The organism is Pantoea sp. 1B4 (assembly GCF_016925765.1).
GTDB classification, from domain to species: Bacteria; Pseudomonadota; Gammaproteobacteria; order Enterobacterales; family Enterobacteriaceae; genus Pantoea; species Pantoea agglomerans.
This window is the reverse complement of sequence record NZ_JAEUWZ010000001.1, coordinates 2600102-2615529: the sequence shown is the minus strand read 5'-3', so window position 1 is coordinate 2615529 and position 15428 is coordinate 2600102. Positions and strand designations below refer to the sequence as shown.

Genomic DNA, 15428 nt, shown 5'->3' with positions numbered 1-15428 from the left:
TTGTCAGCATACTCATTCGGTCAAAGATAATCAGCATCGTGGGAGCTGTAACCCAGGGGCGGTAGCGTGCTCTTAAAACGCCTATGATTGTCTGCTTTTTATTCAGGCACCCATGCCTCAGATAGCTTGTCAGGAATAAATACGTTATGAAGATTCTTATCACTGGTGGTGCAGGTTTTATCGGTTCAGCGGTTGTGCGTCATGTTATCAACAATACGAACGATGAAGTCATTAACGTTGATAAACTAACCTATGCAGGCAATCTTGAGTCTCTTAAAGAGGTGAGCAGCAATCCACGCTATACCTTTAAACAGATCGATATCTGCGACGGTCAGGCTATCACTGAAGCATTAAATAAATTTCAGCCTGATGCCATCATGCATCTGGCCGCTGAAAGCCATGTAGACCGTTCGATCACCGGTCCGGCTGAATTTGTTCAGACTAACGTGGTGGGCACCTATGCTCTGTTAGAGGCGAGCCGCCAATACTGGAGTGCGCTGCCTGATGAGCGTAAATCAGCATTCCGTTTTCACCATATTTCAACGGATGAAGTCTATGGCGACTTACCTCATCCGGATGAAATGGATGGCGACCTCCCGCTGTTCACTGAGGAAACGCCTTATGCACCCAGCAGCCCTTATTCTTCTACCAAGGCTGCCAGCGATCATCTGGTTCGCGCCTGGGGCCGCACTTACAAGCTGCCGGTGATTGTCACCAACTGCTCGAACAACTATGGCCCTTATCATTTCCCGGAAAAACTGATCCCACTGATTATTAGTAATGCGCTGGAAGGCAAACCACTACCTATCTACGGTAAAGGCGATCAGATTCGTGACTGGCTTTATGTTGAAGACCACGCGCGCGCGCTTTACACCGTAGTTAAAAATGCGAAGAATGGCACCACCTATAACATCGGCGGACATAACGAAAAGAAAAATATCGATGTTGTGATGAAGGTTTGCGAACTGCTGGATCAGTTGCGTCCAAAAGCGACTCCGTACAGTGATCAAATTACCTATGTTCAGGACCGCCCGGGACATGATCGTCGCTACGCGATTGATGCCGCTAAGATTGAAAAGGATTTGGGCTGGAAACCGGAAGAGACGTTTGAAACGGGCCTGAAGAAAACCGTTGAGTGGTACCTTAACAATTCACAGTGGGTTGAGCATGTGAAGAGTGGCGCGTACCAGAACTGGATCGAAGAAAATTACGAGAAACGTAGCTAATGGATATTCTCCTTTTTGGTAAAAATGGCCAGGTCGGCTGGGAATTACAGCGTGCGCTGGCGCCATTGGGCAATTTGATTGTGGTCGATCGTCAGTCTACTGACTATTGCGGCGATTTCGAAAACCCACAGGGGCTGGCTGAGACGGTTCGCAGGATAAAACCAGCTGTAATCGTGAACGCGACAGCTTACACCGCTGTTGATAAAGCTGAATCAGAGCAGGATAAGGCTCGCCTTGTTAACGCCACTTCAATTAAGGCTTTGGCAGAGGCCGCTGAAGAAATCGGCGCGTGGTTGGTCCATTACTCTACCGATTATGTTTTTGACGGCTCGGGCGATCGTGCCTGGTGTGAGGATGATGCAACAGCCCCGTTGAATGTCTATGGACAGACTAAGCTGGAAGGGGAGCAGGCAATCGTCCGCACCATGACGAAATACCTTATTTTCCGTACCAGCTGGGTCTACGCAGCAAAGGGCAATAATTTTGCTAAGACGATGCTGAAGCTTGCTAAAGATCGGGATTCATTGTCAGTGATTAATGATCAGTTTGGTGCGCCAACTGGCGCTGAACTGATCGCAGACAGCACTGCACATGCAATCAGAGTGGCATTGAATAATAATGCAGTTGCTGGCATCTACCATCTGATTGCAGCAGGTGAGACGACCTGGCATGCTTATGCTAAGAGCGTAATCGACTTTGCAAAATTGCAGGGTGTTGAGCTTAATGTTCAGGTGATTAATCCTGTGCCAACAAGTGCATTCCCTACGCCTGCCAGACGTCCTTCAAATTCCCGGCTCAATACTGAGAAGTTTCAACATACGTTTGGTTTGACCCTGCCTGACTGGAAATTGGGTGTTGAACGTATGTTGCTTGAAACTCTTAAATAATTTAAACAGGTAGCGAAAGCTGCCTGTTCATGTAAGGTGAAATTGTGAAAAAGAATAAAGGTATTATTCTCGCTGGCGGCTCAGGAACGCGTCTTTACCCGGTAACAATGGCAGTCAGTAAGCAACTGCTTCCGGTTTATGATAAGCCGATGATTTATTATCCACTCAGCACGCTGATGCTTGCAGGAATTAACGATATCCTGATTATCAGCACACCGCAGGACACGCCGCGATTCGAAGGCCTACTAGGTGATGGCTCTCAGTGGGGCATCTCAATTCAGTACAAAGTGCAACCGAGTCCGGATGGCCTGGCTCAGGCGTTCATCATTGGTGAAGAGTTCATCGGTGATGATTCAGTCGCACTTATCCTCGGCGATAATATTTTCTACGGGCATGACCTCTACAAGCAGCTTGAAGCTTGCGTCATTGAAGGATGATGGCGCTACCGTCTTTGCTTATCACGTTACCGATCCTGAGCGTTATGGTGTTGTAGAATTTGATAAGGAGGGTAAAGCTATTTCGCTGGTGGAAAAACCTGAGAACCCTCGCAGTAATTATGCCGTTACTGGGCTCTATTTTTACGACAACAGTGTTGTGGAAATGGCGAAAAACCTGCAGCCTTCACCTCGTGGTGAACTCGAGATTACGGACATTAACCGTATCTACATGGAGCAAGGCAAACTTTCTGTATCAATTATGGGCCGCGGTCATGCCTGGCTTGATACCGGTACGCATCAGAGTCTGATGGAAGCGAACAACTTTATTCAGACTATAGAATCAAGACAGGGCCTGAAAGTAGCTTGTCCGGAAGAAATTGCCTTCAGAATGGGCTTTATTGATAAAGCGCAATTACAGGAACTTGCTAAGCCGTATCTAAAAAACGAATATGGCAAATATTTGATGGCGCTGGTGGAAGGGCGTTTATAATGAAGATTATCGATACTAAAATTCCTGATGTTAAAATTTTTGAGCCTGCTGTGTTTGGCGATGAACGTGGGTTCTTTTTTTGAAAGCTTTAGTCAGAAAAAATTTGATGAAGCTGTCGGCAGGCATGTTGATTTTGTACAGGACAACCATTCTAAATCAAGCAAAGGTGTTTTGCGCGGTTTGCACTATCAACTTAATCCTTATGCGCAAGGTAAACTAGTACGTTGTGTTGCGGGAGCTGTGTTTGACGTAGCGGTTGATATACGCAAGCAATCTCCGTTTTTTGGTCAATGGATTGGTGTTGAACTTAGCAGTGAAAATAAAAGGCAATTATGGATACCGGAAGGTTTTGCACATGGATTTTTAACACTCATTGATAATACTGAATTTGTTTATAAAACCACTAACTTTTATTCAAAAGAAAATGAGCGTAGCATTGTCTGGAACGATCCTTCAATCAATATTGAGTGGCCGAAAAATGAGGTCCTGCTATCAGAAAAAGATAAGCTTGCTTCTTTATTTTCCGGAGCTGAGGTCTTTGAATGAATTCGCTTCTTAAAATGACGTGGCAATGTGTTAAATCGCCAGTGTCTAATCGAAGATTAATCTATACACTGACTAGAAGAGAAGTTATTAGCCGCTATCGGGGCTCAGTATTGGGTTTGTTATGGTCGTTTTTCACTCCTGTATTAATGTTAGTCGTTTATACGTTTATTTTTAGCGTAGTGTTTCAGGCTAAGTGGAGTGAAGGTCATACTTCTAAATCGTCTTTTGCGTTACTGTTATTTTCCGGATTAATAATTTTTAATTTATTTTCGGAATGCATAAACCGGGCGCCTGGCATCATTCTTGCCAATTCAAACTATGTAAAAAAAGGTTATCTTCCCCTTAGAAATATTGCCATGGGTAAATCTTTGCGCTGCATTGTTTCATTTTGCGATCAGTTGCATTGTATGGATAACATTCTATGTATTTGAAGTCGGGATGCCACATTTAACAATTCTGCTGTTACCCTTTATTTTGCTTCCTCTGATGTTTATGATAATGGGCATCAGTTGGATACTAGCTTCACTTGGAGTATACCTAAGAGATGTGAGTCAAATCGTCGGGATTTTAACGATGGTTTTAATGTTCTTATCACCTATCTTTTTCCCTACTTCGGCACTGCCAGATTCAGTAAGACCGCTTTTATCTTTAAATCCGTTAGCCCATTTTATCGAGCAAACGCGTGATGTTATGTATTGGGGAAAAGTTCCTGAAATAATCCCTTATATTAAAGGATTAATTATAAATGCGATTCTGGCATGGTTAGGATATTTGTGGTTTCAGAAAACACGTAAAGGATTTGCTGATGTCATCTGATAATATCATTGAAGTCGCTGGGTTGAGTAAATGTTATCAGATTTATGAATCACCTCAGCATCGTCTTATGCAGATGTTCTATAGATCGCATAAACAAATGTATCGAGAATTCTGGGCGCTTCGGGATGTAACATTTTCCCTCAAAAAGGGGGAAACAGTAGGCATCATCGGACGGAATGGATCGGGAAAATCGACGCTGCTGCAGATGATATGTGGAACACTGACTCCGACGAATGGCAGTGTAACAGTCAATGGACGTATTGCTGCATTGCTCGAACTTGGTGCGGGCTTTAACCCTGAGTTTACCGGGCATGAAAATGTGTTCATGGCAGCGTCGCTATACGGATTAACCAATGAACAGATCCGCGATCGATATGAAAAAATATTAGCCTTTGCTGATATTGGTGATTATATAGATCAACCGGTTAAGTCCTATTCAAGTGGTATGTATGTGCGTCTTGCATTTGCTGTCATCGCACATGTAGATGCAGACATATTGGTTATCGATGAAGCGCTTGCCGTAGGTGATGCAGTTTTTACACAGAAATGCATGCGATTTATACGAAAATTTAAAGAAAATGGAACATTACTTTTCGTTAGCCACGATACTAACTCTGTCATTAACCTGTGTGATAAAGCTATCTGGCTACACAAAGGTGAAATGATAACTTCAGGAACGGCGAAGCAAGTTGCAGAAAAATATCTGCAATATACTCTGCAGGAAGTTTATGGAGATGAAACACATCTCGAAAGTATCAAACAAGATAGTGAAGCAACATTAGAAGAAAACGACAAGCATTTAACCCCTAAAGAATTAAATGAAACCCCAGCTATCGATTATAAGGTTCAATATGGGATTGCTAACAACCTTTCTGAAGCTAATGGATGGAAAACAGGTGCTGCAGAAATAACAGATGTGTCATTTATCAATAAAGATCATAAAAGCAAGAATCTCTTTAAAGGAGGCGAAAAAGTTGAGTTATCTGTCAGGGCTAACATTTATCAGGATTTTGACTCGCCAATTATTGGTTTTTTAGTAAAGGACCGTTTGGGGCAGGTATTATTTGGAGAAAATACGTTACCCTTCACTACTGAAAAACCGTTGGTTGCTTCTGCGGATAGTAAGATTCATGCCACATTTGAATTTACATTGCCAATGCTACCTAATGGTGAATATGCACTAATGGTCTCCCTTGCAAACGGAGATTTGAATAATCATGTTCAGCATCACTGGCTTCATGATGCTATGATCATTAATGTATCATCCAGTGAAGTACGCTGGGGACTGGTTGGAATTAAATTTGATAAAGTTAAGCTGAGACAAGAATGAAAAATTTAAAAGAGCTCTATCAGGAGCATCATGGTAAATCATCCGATAAATGGGATATTTATCTTGAAACTTATCATAATATCCTTTCCAGACAACAAAAAACTCTAAAAAATCTTCTTGAAATTGGTGTCCAGAATGGCGGGTCCTTGGAAATATGGAGTAAATATTTTCCAAATGCTGAAAACATAGTGGGTTGTGATATTAATCCTGATTGTGCTCGTCTTGAATACGAAAATAAATCGATTAAAGTTTTGATCGGGAACTCTTCTACATTAGAAATTAAAAACAAAATTAGTGAAATTACCCCTTCATATAATTTGATAATAGATGATGGTTCGCACAATTCATCAGATATAATAAAGTCTTTTTTACTTTACTTCCCTATGCTGGAGCAGGATGGTGTTTATATTGTTGAAGACCTACACTGTAGTTACTGGCAAGAATGGGAAGGAGGACTTTATGACCCATATTCTTCTATGGCCTTTTTGAAAAAACTTGCTGATATTACCAATTTTGAACACTGGGGTATTGAGCGTTCTGCTTCAGACTACCTCTCTTCATTATTTAAACATTATCATAGTGCAGAACTAGATAATGTTGATTATTCAGAAATTCACTCCGTCACTTTCATAAATTCATTATGTATAATTACAAAAAAATCCAGAAAAGAGAATTTATTAGGTCTACGTCACGTTGTTGGTGAGGATGAAGAAGTAGTAGTTGGTAATCTCGAGTTAAATGGCAGCGTATTTAAAGCGCCAGAACAAACAGAAAACCCATGGAGTAACCTAAGTGTCTTTCCGGAAATGGAGTGGAAAGAACTTGTTACTCAGAATACCAGCTTATCCGATCAGTTATCTGTAAGCGCAAGGCAAATTAATCTTTATAAAAGAATTGAAGATGTACTACGAACTGAAATTGACGATCTTAAGGCGCAACTAAACAATCAGTCTGAGCTAGCAAATAGATTATCCTTTGAAAATAATGCTCTGCTGACCTCCACTAGCTGGAAAATTACTGCGCCTATGAGAAAGGCAGTTCTTAACGCGCGTCGCGTTAAGAAAGCGGCTAAAGTTGCAAAAAGTGTGGTCTCTAGTTATGGCATAAAAGGAAGTGTGAATCGAACACTTTCTCTATATAAAAAAGAATGGGCTTAAAGGGATTGTTCGCAAGATATATCATATTAATAACTTACAATCCGCGTCACAAAGTGTTTTATCAGCTAAAACTCTCCCAGCTGTAATGTTAAATAACGAATCTTTGCTCTTACCACGAGTACTTATTATTGCTGAAATGTCTATTCCTCAGTGTAAGAAATATCGTGTAGATCAGAAAGTCGATTTATTTAAACAGCTAGGAATTCCTGTCAAAACTCTGAATTGGACCGACTTAATTGGTTGTATGGAGGCTTTACAGTATCATTCGATAATCATTTTTTATCGTGTACCTGCGTTTGAAACAGTGATGACACTCTTTGATGAGTGTAAACGTTTAAATTTAGAAACATACTGGGAAGTCGATGATCTGATATTCGATGAAGACATACTTCTTAAAAGTAAAACGTTAAATGAGCTTGATAAAGAAACCTTTAAAGGGTTAATAGATGGTGCCAGGTTATACCATGATGCAATGATGCGTTGTAAAGGCGTCATTGCATCGACTGAGCCTCTGGCAGAAGCTATGTTAAAATCAGGAGCTAGTAAATCAATAGTCATTGAAAATGCGCTTGATCCTGAAACAATTGAAACAGCAGGATCTATCCCAGAAATAAGAAAAAGTGAAACTGATGGTATAATTCGTATTGTCTATGGGTCTGGAACAAGTACTCATAATGTAGACTTTCTAGAAGCTTCAGATGCCATCTATAATATTCTTGTTTCTTCTCCTAATGTTCATTTACGTTTAGCGGGTATGTTAGAACTACCTGACAAGTTTGATAAAGTAAAAAATCAAATAGAAAGAATAGGATTTTGTCCTTATGCAGATTATTTAAGGATCCTTGCTGAGTGTGATATTAGTATTGCGCCACTTGAAAATTATATTTTCAACGACTCAAAATCAAATATTAAGTATCTGGAAGCTTCAATCTTAGGTTTGCCAAGTGTTTGCTCTCCTCGTCCAAACTTTATTTCCGTAATAGAAAATGGAGTGAATGGTTTTCTCTGTTATGACACAGAAGAATGGGAGGCATCATTTAAGATGCTTATTGAAGATCCTTTATTACGAAAGAATGTCGGTGAAAACGCTAAAAAGTCTGTTTTGAAACACTATTCACCTGAAAGCATTGCCCGTGAACAAGCTTCCATAATTATTAAGGATTTTGAACGTTTAAATAATAATAAGGTTAAGCATGTTCTCTCTGTCAATTGCTATTATAATCCACGTTCTTTTGGTGGAGCGACTGTTGTAGCAGAGGCTTTGAATAAATCCTTCGTTAATGATAAAGAATTTAATATTCATATATTAACTTCTTTACCAGAAGAATATGGTGCTGCTAATACTCTTCGACGATACGAAGCCTACGGCCAGGATTGTTATGGTATAGTTTTGCCCAACTTACTTTCTGAAAACCGTCAGGTTATTAACCCTGATATAGATAAAGCGTTTACAGATGTACTGGATCTAGTTAAACCAGATATTGTACATTATCATTCTATTCAAGGGCTTGGCATTACTATGCTACGGATATGCGCTGAACGTAATATCCCCATCGTTGTAACTACACATGATTATTGGTGGTTATATGAGCATCAATTTATATTGAGCTTTAAAGAAGATCACAAGTCCCGTGGAAGTAGTGACGATACGAATGGCAACATTCCAGCAAAAATGGACTATCTGGAAATGAAGAAAAGAGATGCACTATCTCTTGCTACTAAGATAATTTCTCCAAGTATGTTTACCACTGAGCTTTATCGTAAAGAAGGTTTTACTGAAGCTCTGCTTAATAAAAATGGAGTTACTTATCCTCAGTGTATTTCGCCTAAAGTTCCTGGCCGACCATTACGATTCGGTTATGCGGGAGGAAATACAGACATAAAAGGTTATCACTTAATAAAATATGCATTTAATCATATAGCAGAAAATGAAGGTAAGTTAATAATCGTTGATAATGCACTTAACCTCGGTTTTAAGTCTTTCCATGAGAGCGATCTAGCCGGATTGAAAAATGTTGAAGTTGTGCCTGCTTTTTCACAGGATAACATGGACGAATTTTTCAATTCTATCGATGTTCTTTTATATCCAACTCAGTCTAAAGAAAGTTTCGGATTGACTGTACGTGAAGCGCTAATCAGAAACGTCTGGGTTATTACCTCAGATGCGGGTGGTGCTGTAGAAGATATTATACCCGGCGAAAATGGGTTTATTATCCCTTTTAATAATGATGGTGGCACGCTTCTGGAATGTGTTAAAAAAAACCATAGCGCATTTCTCCTATTTGCCACAAACTGACGTAGTACAACTGCCTCATTCACACATACGATCATTCGGCGAGCAATACGAAGAGCTTAAAGATATCTATCGCAGCTGTATCAAATAAGGGCCTTTGGCCCTTTTATTAGATAATCACATGCCAAATAACACCCTCGCAATCATTGTTACTTATCATCCACAGCTTGAGCAATTAATGTCTCAAGTTAATATATTGTCAAAAAGTAATGTCGATATTATTATTGTTGATAATGCTTCGGATAATAATTATGCACTGAAAAATATGGCTTTCGAATTTGATAAGCACATTGAAGTTATCTTGTGCGATAGCAACTTAGGAATTGCGGCAGCTCAAAATATAGGTATAAACCATGCCATCATCAATAGATATAAAAATATATTACTGATGGATCAAGATAGTTTACCTGCAAATGATATGGTGTCTTCCTTACAGGAAGTTTTGGTTAAATACCCAGATGCTGCAGCGGTGGGACCACAATTTTTAGACGTAAATAACAATGTGCGGTCACGCTTTATCCAAATTAGAGGGTTAAAGATTGATAAAGAACTTCAGCCAGATGATAATGGATGTGTTATTGTTGATCATCTAATTTCTTCTGGTTCATTAATATCCGTCGAAAGTATTCAAAAAGTTGGCTTGATGGACGATACGCTCTTTATTGATTATGTGGATGTTGAATGGGCATTAAGGGCTAAGAGTAAAGGCTTTAAGAGTTATGGAGCTTGTAACGCCCATATGACACATACGTTAGGCGATGAAAGAGTTAATTTTTTAAGTAACTCAATTGCTATTCATTCTCCCCTCAGACACTACTATCAGGCTCGAAATGCTTTGCTATTATACAAGCGTAACTACATCCCTTTTAACTGGAAAGTGGTAGATGCATTTAAATTAATAGTAAAGATGTCCTTTTACATTATTGCATCTCGAAACAAGTCGCTCGAGTTAAAGATGATTTTCAGGGGAGTTATGCATGGTTTACGTGGCATCCACGGAAGATACAGTCAATAATTCTCAAACAAATGAAATAAACTCCAACAATCCCGAACGTGAGATTTCTTTGCGAGTTTCAATTGTTTGTTACTATATTGATGATGATATACTTGAATTACTTGAATCATTTAAAAAAGGCCGCATCTTACATTGATCATCTGCGTTACGATTTTGTGATTGTAGAAAACGGTTATAAAGAATTAAAGCCACTTCATAACAAAGTTGTTGAACAATTCCAGTTTTGTGAAATCATCATAAGTGGTGAAAACCTGGGCTATGGTCGGGGCCATAATGTTACTTTTTCTGAAGATTATGATTATCATCTGATTCTTAATCCTGATGTTATTTTTACAGATGACTCTTTGTCTAATGCTCTGGTTTTTATGGAAAAAAATAAAGCCTGTGGCTTGTTATCACCGCAGGCTTTTTTGGAGAAATGGCGATAGGCAATATCTTTGCAAGCGTTATCCAAATGTTTTCACATTATTTCTTCGCGCTTTTCTTCCAAAATCACTCCATCATTTATTCAAAAGTAAACTTGAAACATACTGCATGATGAAAGAAACGCAATCTGAGACAGTTTTGTGGCAGCCAGATAGTGTTAGTGGCTGTTTTATGTTTTTCAGAAATAACGTTCTTTTGCAACTGAATGGTTTTGATAAAAACTTTTTCTTATATTTTGAAGATACAGACCTGAGTTTACGAGCTCGTCAGGTTACTGAGGTTGCTTATGTTCCGGATGTGAAAATAATCCACCATGGTGGTAATGTTTCCAGGAAAGGTCTTAAGCATATACTCCTTTTCTCACATTCGATGTTTAAATTCTTTAATAAACATGGATGGAAGTTTTTCTAAATAAAATTGCCGTCAGCGCACTGTTAAGATTTTAACTAATGGCACCAAATGCTATTTATCTTCTCATTCAGTAAGTTATTATCTTCTATGTGATATATAGTTCTAAACGTATTCATTACGTTTTATATAACAGGAGTAAAAGATGTCCAAGCAACAGATCGGCGTTGTAGGTATGGCAGTGATGGGCCGCAACCTGGCTCTTAACATTGAGAGCCGCGGTTACACTGTTTCTATCTTTAACCGTTCACGCGAAAAGACTGATGAAGTCATCGCCGAGAACCAGGGCAAGAAACTTGCTCCTTTTTACACCGTTGAAGAGTTTGTCGAATCGCTGGAAAAACCTCGTCGTATCCTGCTGATGGTTCAGGCGGGTGAAGCGACCGATAAGACTATCGCCTCCCTGACTCCACACCTGGATAAAGGCGACATTCTGATCGATGGCGGTAACACCTTCTACAAAGATACCATCCGTCGTAACAAAGAGCTTTCTGACCAGGGCTTCAACTTCATCGGTACCGGTGTTTCCGGTGGTGAAGAGGGCGCACTGAAAGGCCCATCTATCATGCCTGGCGGTCAGAAAGAAGCCTACGAGCTGGTTGCTCCGATTCTGGATAAAATTGCTGCACGTGCAGAAGATGGCGAAGCCTGTGTGGCTTACATCGGTCCGGACGGCGCGGGCCACTATGTGAAGATGGTTCACAACGGCATCGAGTATGGCGACATGCAGCTGATCGCAGAAGCCTACGCTCTGCTGAAAGGCGCGCTGGGTCTGAACAACGAAGAGCTGGCTGAGACCTTCACTGAGTGGAACAACGGCGAGCTGAGCAGCTACCTGATCGACATCACCAAAGATATCTTCACCAAGAAAGACGAAGAAGGTAAATACCTGGTTGATGTGATTCTGGATGAAGCAGCGAATAAAGGCACCGGTAAATGGACCAGCCAGAGCTCACTGGATCTCGGCGAACCTCTGTCACTGATCACTGAGTCTGTGTTCGCTCGTTACCTCTCCTCGCTGAAAACCCAGCGTGTGGCAGCCTCTAAAGTACTGAGCGGTCCACAGGCGAAGGCCTTCACCGGTGACAAAGCGGAGTTCATCGAGAAAGTTCGTCGCGCTCTGTATCTGGGTAAAATCGTTTCTTATGCTCAGGGCTTCTCACAGCTGCGTGCCGCGTCAGAAGAGAACAACTGGGATCTGCATTACGGTGAAATCGCGAAGATCTTCCGCGCTGGCTGCATCATCCGTGCCCAGTTCCTGCAGAAGATTACTGATGCTTACGCAGAAGATGCAGGCATTGCTAACCTGTTGCTGGCACCGTACTTCAAAGATATCGCCGATCAGTATCAGCAGGCGCTGCGTGATGTGGTTTCCTACGCGATTCAGAACGGTATCCCGACGCCAACCTTCTCTGCGGCGATCGCTTACTACGACAGCTACCGTTCAGAAGTGCTGCCTGCTAACCTGATTCAGGCGCAGCGTGACTACTTCGGTGCGCATACCTACAAGCGCATTGATAAAGACGGTGTGTTCCACACCGAGTGGTTAGATTAATCACTAAAAAAGGGCTTCCCTCGGGAAGCCCTTTTTTTTATCCTACCAGCAAATCCCCGCTCCGAATCTCTCGCTCACCTGCCAGTCTCACCACCAGCATGCCTGCCGTTGCAAATTTAGCCCAGTGTCTTGCATAGAGAATACCGCCATGTTCCGTCACCAGCGGGGTGATCTGGTCGGTTATCGGGTCAACAATCTCCGCCACCACTTCTCCCGGCCGAATCTTTGCGCCCAGCGGTTTACGATGCAGGATCAGTCCGGATACCGGCGAATGAATATATTCACAGCCCGCTAACGGCGTAGGTGGATTTTTCAGGGCAGGGGAGGCCGCCGCCGATCCTTCGCTGTGACGCTCTTTGATGACGCCAGCTTCTCCAGGTGCTTCAGCGATATCTGGCACGTTTAAACCAATCGGGCCGTCATTGATAGCCACGATATCGTCACCGCCCGCGCTCGCCGGGACCAGTTCGTCGCCACCAATCACGGGCGCCGCCACTTCCACGGAAATCGCAGGCTCGCTGTAGCCGATATAACCCCCTTCCTGTAGCGCTGAAATAATCGCCTCCGCGTCTTTCTCTGCCTGTTCAGGCGACACATCACGCACGCCACGCAACTCCAGCGTCACAGGCAGCAATCCCCGTGGCATCGGATAATCTTTGCCAAACCGTTCCGCCAGCGTCAGCCAGGGTTCGCAACAGGCTTCATCGAACGGTTCACCGCCAGAGATCTGCGCCAGCAGCTGCACCTCGCTGCCTAACCAGCGCGCCAGCGGCTCAATGTCCGGCCAGGCGTGCGGCGTGGTGTACAGGTGTGGCACGGCTTCCCAGTCACAGTGCAGGTCAATCATCAGATCGGCCTGACTGGCCATCCGCATCAGCGTGTGGCGTTGCGCATCCAGCTCGGTTTTTGGCACGGTATCACGATAGTGACGATCAATCGCCTCGCGGATCAGGCTCTTATTTTGCGTTTCACTTTGGGTCAGACTCTCAGCCAGCCCGGCCGCCAGGGTTGCGCCCAGTGACGGGAAACGGCGGTTGAAGTCCTGGCCAGAGAGCGTATGGAATCGGCCCAGATGGGTGCCATGCCAGTGCTGTCCCAGCGCCAGGGGATTGGCAACCGGTACCAGGGTAAAGGCGGCTTTAAGTTGACCGGCGGACTCCAGCGCCTGTAGTCGCTGCTTTAAAAACCACGCCACTGCCATACCGGGCAGTTCGTCGCCATGCAGCGCAGCCTGAATGTAGACCTGACGCTCGTTGTCTTCCGCGAAATGGAAACTGATGATTTCACGCTGGGTGCCTAAAGAGGCGCTTAACAGTGGATGATGTTGTTGATGCATACCGTGTTAATGTCCTTTAATCGGCAAAGGACGACAGCGCGCCGTCCCGAAATAGTTAGAGTATAGTGCCGGATCGCGGTGAGGATGAAAAAGGGCGACCGCGAGGTTAAGGCTGGATAGAGATATCCGTGGCGAAGTAGCGCTTCTGAATCTGGTCAAAGGTGCCATTCTTTTTGATTTCGACGAAGGCGTTATCCAGTGCGGTTTTCAGCTCGGTATCGCCTTTACGCAGGCCAATCGCCGTGCCGGGGCCGATGATCGGATCCTGTATAATCGGGCCAGCCAGTTCAAAATCTTTGCCCTGCGGATGCTTCAGGAAGCCGATGGCCGCCTGTGCCGCATCGGTGAATACCGCATCCAGTCGGCCTGAAACCAGATCGCTTTCAACCTGTGCCTGATCGCCATAAGGCACTACGGTCACACCGTGAGGCTGCCATTTCGCCAGCGCATAGCGCTCCTGAACCGTTCCCTGTTCTACGCCGACCGTTTTTCCTTTCAGGGATTCAACGGTGGGCAATATGCCAGCACCTTTACGGGCAATCAGCTGGGTGTGGGTGTCATAGAGCGGCGCGGTGAAATCAATCTGCTTCAGGCGCTCTTCGGTAATGCCCATGTCGGACAGAATGGCATCAAATTTACGCGCTTTAAGGGCCGGGATCATGCCGTCAAACTGGCTTTCAACCCAGACACATTTTGTCTGCATCTGAGTACAAAGCGCATTGCCCAGATCAATATCAAAGCCGACCAGCTTGCCCTGTGGCGTTTTCGATTCGAATGGCGGATAGGTCGGATCGACCGCGAAACGCACCTGTTCGATTTTTGCCTGCGCGCCAAAAGCGCAGCCTGCCATAACGGCCACAGCCAGCGTCTGACGCAGGCGTTGAGTGAAAATGTTCATGATTTTGCTCTTATTCTGTCGTGATGAGTGATTATGCAGAGTATCGCCGGGCTGCCGGGATGGCAATTACTGCGTAATCTTCACCACGTCAGCCGCGCATAACGCGCGATAATCTTCGGTATTCAGGATCACTGAGCGTTCCAGCAGACCGGCGTTAAACGCGATCTCCGGATAACGTTCAAACAACGCGGGGTCAACAATCAGTCTGAGGTCGGGATGAAAGCTGAACGGTGGTATCGCCCCGAATACGCAGCCGGTCAGCAGATCGGTTTCCGCCGGACTGGCGAGTGAGGCGCGTCTTCCCCCGACTGCTACCGCGACTTTGCCCAGATCGGCCTGATGATCGGCAGGTAAAACCGCCAGTACATGCTGTTTAACGCCGTTGCCTTTCACATGACAGACCAGCGCTTTAGCACCCTGGCCGATTTCGGTGCCGCGTATCGCCGCGACCGCTTCACATTTACCGGTCGCCTCATGCTCCATCAGGCGATAGCGTGCCTGGTGCTGGTCGAGCAGGGCGATTAATTTCTCATGGGTGGTCACGGTTCTCTCCCTGAGGTTTGAGTTGCCGTCTTTGTGCCGGATGGACGTGAGGAATGAGCTGAAGA

14 protein-coding genes and 2 pseudogenes are annotated in these 15428 nt (G+C 43.7%); 13 read left to right on the top strand and 3 right to left on the bottom strand.

Features of this window, described 5'->3' with window-relative positions; all coding sequences use genetic code 11:
• Nucleotides 1-146: 146 nt before the first annotated feature.
• The 13 genes and pseudogenes from rfbB to gndA all read left to right on the top strand — a co-directional run bounded on the left by rfbB (nucleotide 147) and on the right by gndA (nucleotide 12586).
• On the top strand, nucleotides 147-1226 hold the full coding sequence (rfbB, locus tag JNO11_RS12760; protein WP_325177388.1) for a dTDP-glucose 4,6-dehydratase: 1080 nt from the start codon (nucleotides 147-149) through the stop codon (nucleotides 1224-1226).
• On the top strand, nucleotides 1226-2113 hold the full coding sequence (gene rfbD, locus JNO11_RS12755) for a dTDP-4-dehydrorhamnose reductase (protein ID WP_159226580.1): 888 nt from the start codon (nucleotides 1226-1228) through the stop codon (nucleotides 2111-2113). The genes rfbB and rfbD overlap by 1 nt, the downstream gene beginning before the upstream one ends.
• Before the next feature lie 44 nt (nucleotides 2114-2157).
• A pseudogene (rfbA, locus tag JNO11_RS12750) lies at nucleotides 2158-3040 on the top strand (glucose-1-phosphate thymidylyltransferase RfbA).
• Nucleotides 3040-3586 (top strand): annotated as a pseudogene (gene rfbC, locus JNO11_RS12745) (dTDP-4-dehydrorhamnose 3,5-epimerase). Before rfbA ends, rfbC begins: the two co-directional pseudogenes overlap by 1 nt.
• Nucleotides 3583-4017 (top strand): ABC transporter permease, encoded by a 435-nt coding sequence (locus tag JNO11_RS24825; protein WP_346267492.1) that lies wholly within the window; start codon nucleotides 3583-3585, stop codon nucleotides 4015-4017. The pseudogene rfbC and the gene JNO11_RS24825 overlap by 4 nt, the downstream one beginning before the upstream one ends.
• Nucleotides 3938-4402, top strand: a complete 465-nt coding sequence (locus JNO11_RS24820; RefSeq protein WP_346267491.1) for an ABC transporter permease — start codon at nucleotides 3938-3940, stop codon at nucleotides 4400-4402. The genes JNO11_RS24825 and JNO11_RS24820 overlap by 80 nt, the downstream gene beginning before the upstream one ends.
• Nucleotides 4392-5732, top strand: a complete 1341-nt coding sequence (locus JNO11_RS12735) for an ABC transporter ATP-binding protein (RefSeq protein WP_010670970.1) — start codon at nucleotides 4392-4394, stop codon at nucleotides 5730-5732. The genes JNO11_RS24820 and JNO11_RS12735 overlap by 11 nt, the downstream gene beginning before the upstream one ends.
• Complete coding sequence (locus tag JNO11_RS12730; protein ID WP_325177387.1) at nucleotides 5729-6889, top strand: class I SAM-dependent methyltransferase; 1161 nt, start codon at nucleotides 5729-5731, stop codon at nucleotides 6887-6889. Before JNO11_RS12735 ends, JNO11_RS12730 begins: the two co-directional genes overlap by 4 nt.
• Nucleotides 6890-6974: 85 nt before the next feature.
• Complete coding sequence (locus tag JNO11_RS12725) at nucleotides 6975-9185, top strand: glycosyltransferase (protein WP_325177386.1); 2211 nt, start codon at nucleotides 6975-6977, stop codon at nucleotides 9183-9185.
• Between the two features lie 118 nt (nucleotides 9186-9303).
• A complete protein-coding gene (locus JNO11_RS12720; RefSeq protein ID WP_072008753.1) occupies nucleotides 9304-10197 on the top strand; it encodes a glycosyltransferase family 2 protein in 894 nt (297 codons plus the stop codon).
• A 92-nt stretch (nucleotides 10198-10289) separates the two neighbouring features.
• Entirely contained in the window at nucleotides 10290-10625 is a 336-nt protein-coding gene (locus JNO11_RS12715; protein ID WP_325177385.1) for a hypothetical protein, read from the top strand.
• A gap of 106 nt (nucleotides 10626-10731) precedes the next feature.
• Complete coding sequence (locus tag JNO11_RS12710; protein WP_325177384.1) at nucleotides 10732-11034, top strand: hypothetical protein; 303 nt, start codon at nucleotides 10732-10734, stop codon at nucleotides 11032-11034.
• A gap of 142 nt (nucleotides 11035-11176) precedes the next feature.
• Entirely contained in the window at nucleotides 11177-12586 is a 1410-nt protein-coding gene (gene gndA, locus JNO11_RS12705) for an NADP-dependent phosphogluconate dehydrogenase (RefSeq protein ID WP_010248093.1), read from the top strand.
• A gap of 37 nt (nucleotides 12587-12623) precedes the next feature.
• On the opposite strand, the gene JNO11_RS12700 is transcribed toward gndA, so the two are convergent.
• The 3 genes from JNO11_RS12700 to JNO11_RS12690 all read right to left on the bottom strand — a co-directional run bounded on the left by JNO11_RS12700 (nucleotide 12624) and on the right by JNO11_RS12690 (nucleotide 15363).
• Complete coding sequence (locus JNO11_RS12700; RefSeq protein WP_033758378.1) at nucleotides 12624-13922, bottom strand: succinylglutamate desuccinylase/aspartoacylase family protein; 1299 nt, start codon at nucleotides 13920-13922, stop codon at nucleotides 12624-12626.
• A 106-nt stretch (nucleotides 13923-14028) separates the two neighbouring features.
• A complete protein-coding gene (locus tag JNO11_RS12695; protein WP_325177383.1) occupies nucleotides 14029-14820 on the bottom strand; it encodes an ABC transporter substrate-binding protein in 792 nt (263 codons plus the stop codon).
• Between the two features lie 66 nt (nucleotides 14821-14886).
• The gene (locus JNO11_RS12690; RefSeq protein ID WP_010248074.1) at nucleotides 14887-15363 is read right to left on the bottom strand and encodes a YbaK/prolyl-tRNA synthetase associated domain-containing protein; all 477 of its coding nucleotides are present in this window, start codon (nucleotides 15361-15363) and stop codon (nucleotides 14887-14889) included.
• Nucleotides 15364-15428: the final 65 nt, after the last annotated feature.

Excerpts from the sequence above, each read along its gene's own strand:
- JNO11_RS24825 (WP_346267492.1), top strand. The coding sequence starts at position 3,583 with ATGAATTCGCTTCTTAAAATGACGTGGCAATGTGTTAAATCGCCAGTG.
- rfbB (WP_325177388.1), top strand. The coding sequence starts at position 147 with ATGAAGATTCTTATCACTGGTGGTGCAGGTTTTATCGGTTCAGCGGTT.
- JNO11_RS12735 (WP_010670970.1), top strand. The coding sequence starts at position 4,392 with ATGTCATCTGATAATATCATTGAAGTCGCTGGGTTGAGTAAATGTTAT.
- rfbD (WP_159226580.1), top strand. The coding sequence starts at position 1,226 with ATGGATATTCTCCTTTTTGGTAAAAATGGCCAGGTCGGCTGGGAATTA.
- JNO11_RS12695 (WP_325177383.1), bottom strand. The coding sequence starts at position 14,820 with ATGAACATTTTCACTCAACGCCTGCGTCAGACGCTGGCTGTGGCCGTT.
- JNO11_RS12710 (WP_325177384.1), top strand. The coding sequence starts at position 10,732 with ATGATGAAAGAAACGCAATCTGAGACAGTTTTGTGGCAGCCAGATAGT.
- JNO11_RS12720 (WP_072008753.1), top strand. The coding sequence starts at position 9,304 with ATGCCAAATAACACCCTCGCAATCATTGTTACTTATCATCCACAGCTT.
- JNO11_RS12730 (WP_325177387.1), top strand. The coding sequence starts at position 5,729 with ATGAAAAATTTAAAAGAGCTCTATCAGGAGCATCATGGTAAATCATCC.
- JNO11_RS12700 (WP_033758378.1), bottom strand. The coding sequence starts at position 13,922 with ATGCATCAACAACATCATCCACTGTTAAGCGCCTCTTTAGGCACCCAG.
- gndA (WP_010248093.1), top strand. The coding sequence starts at position 11,177 with ATGTCCAAGCAACAGATCGGCGTTGTAGGTATGGCAGTGATGGGCCGC.
- JNO11_RS12725 (WP_325177386.1), top strand. The coding sequence starts at position 6,975 with ATGTTAAATAACGAATCTTTGCTCTTACCACGAGTACTTATTATTGCT.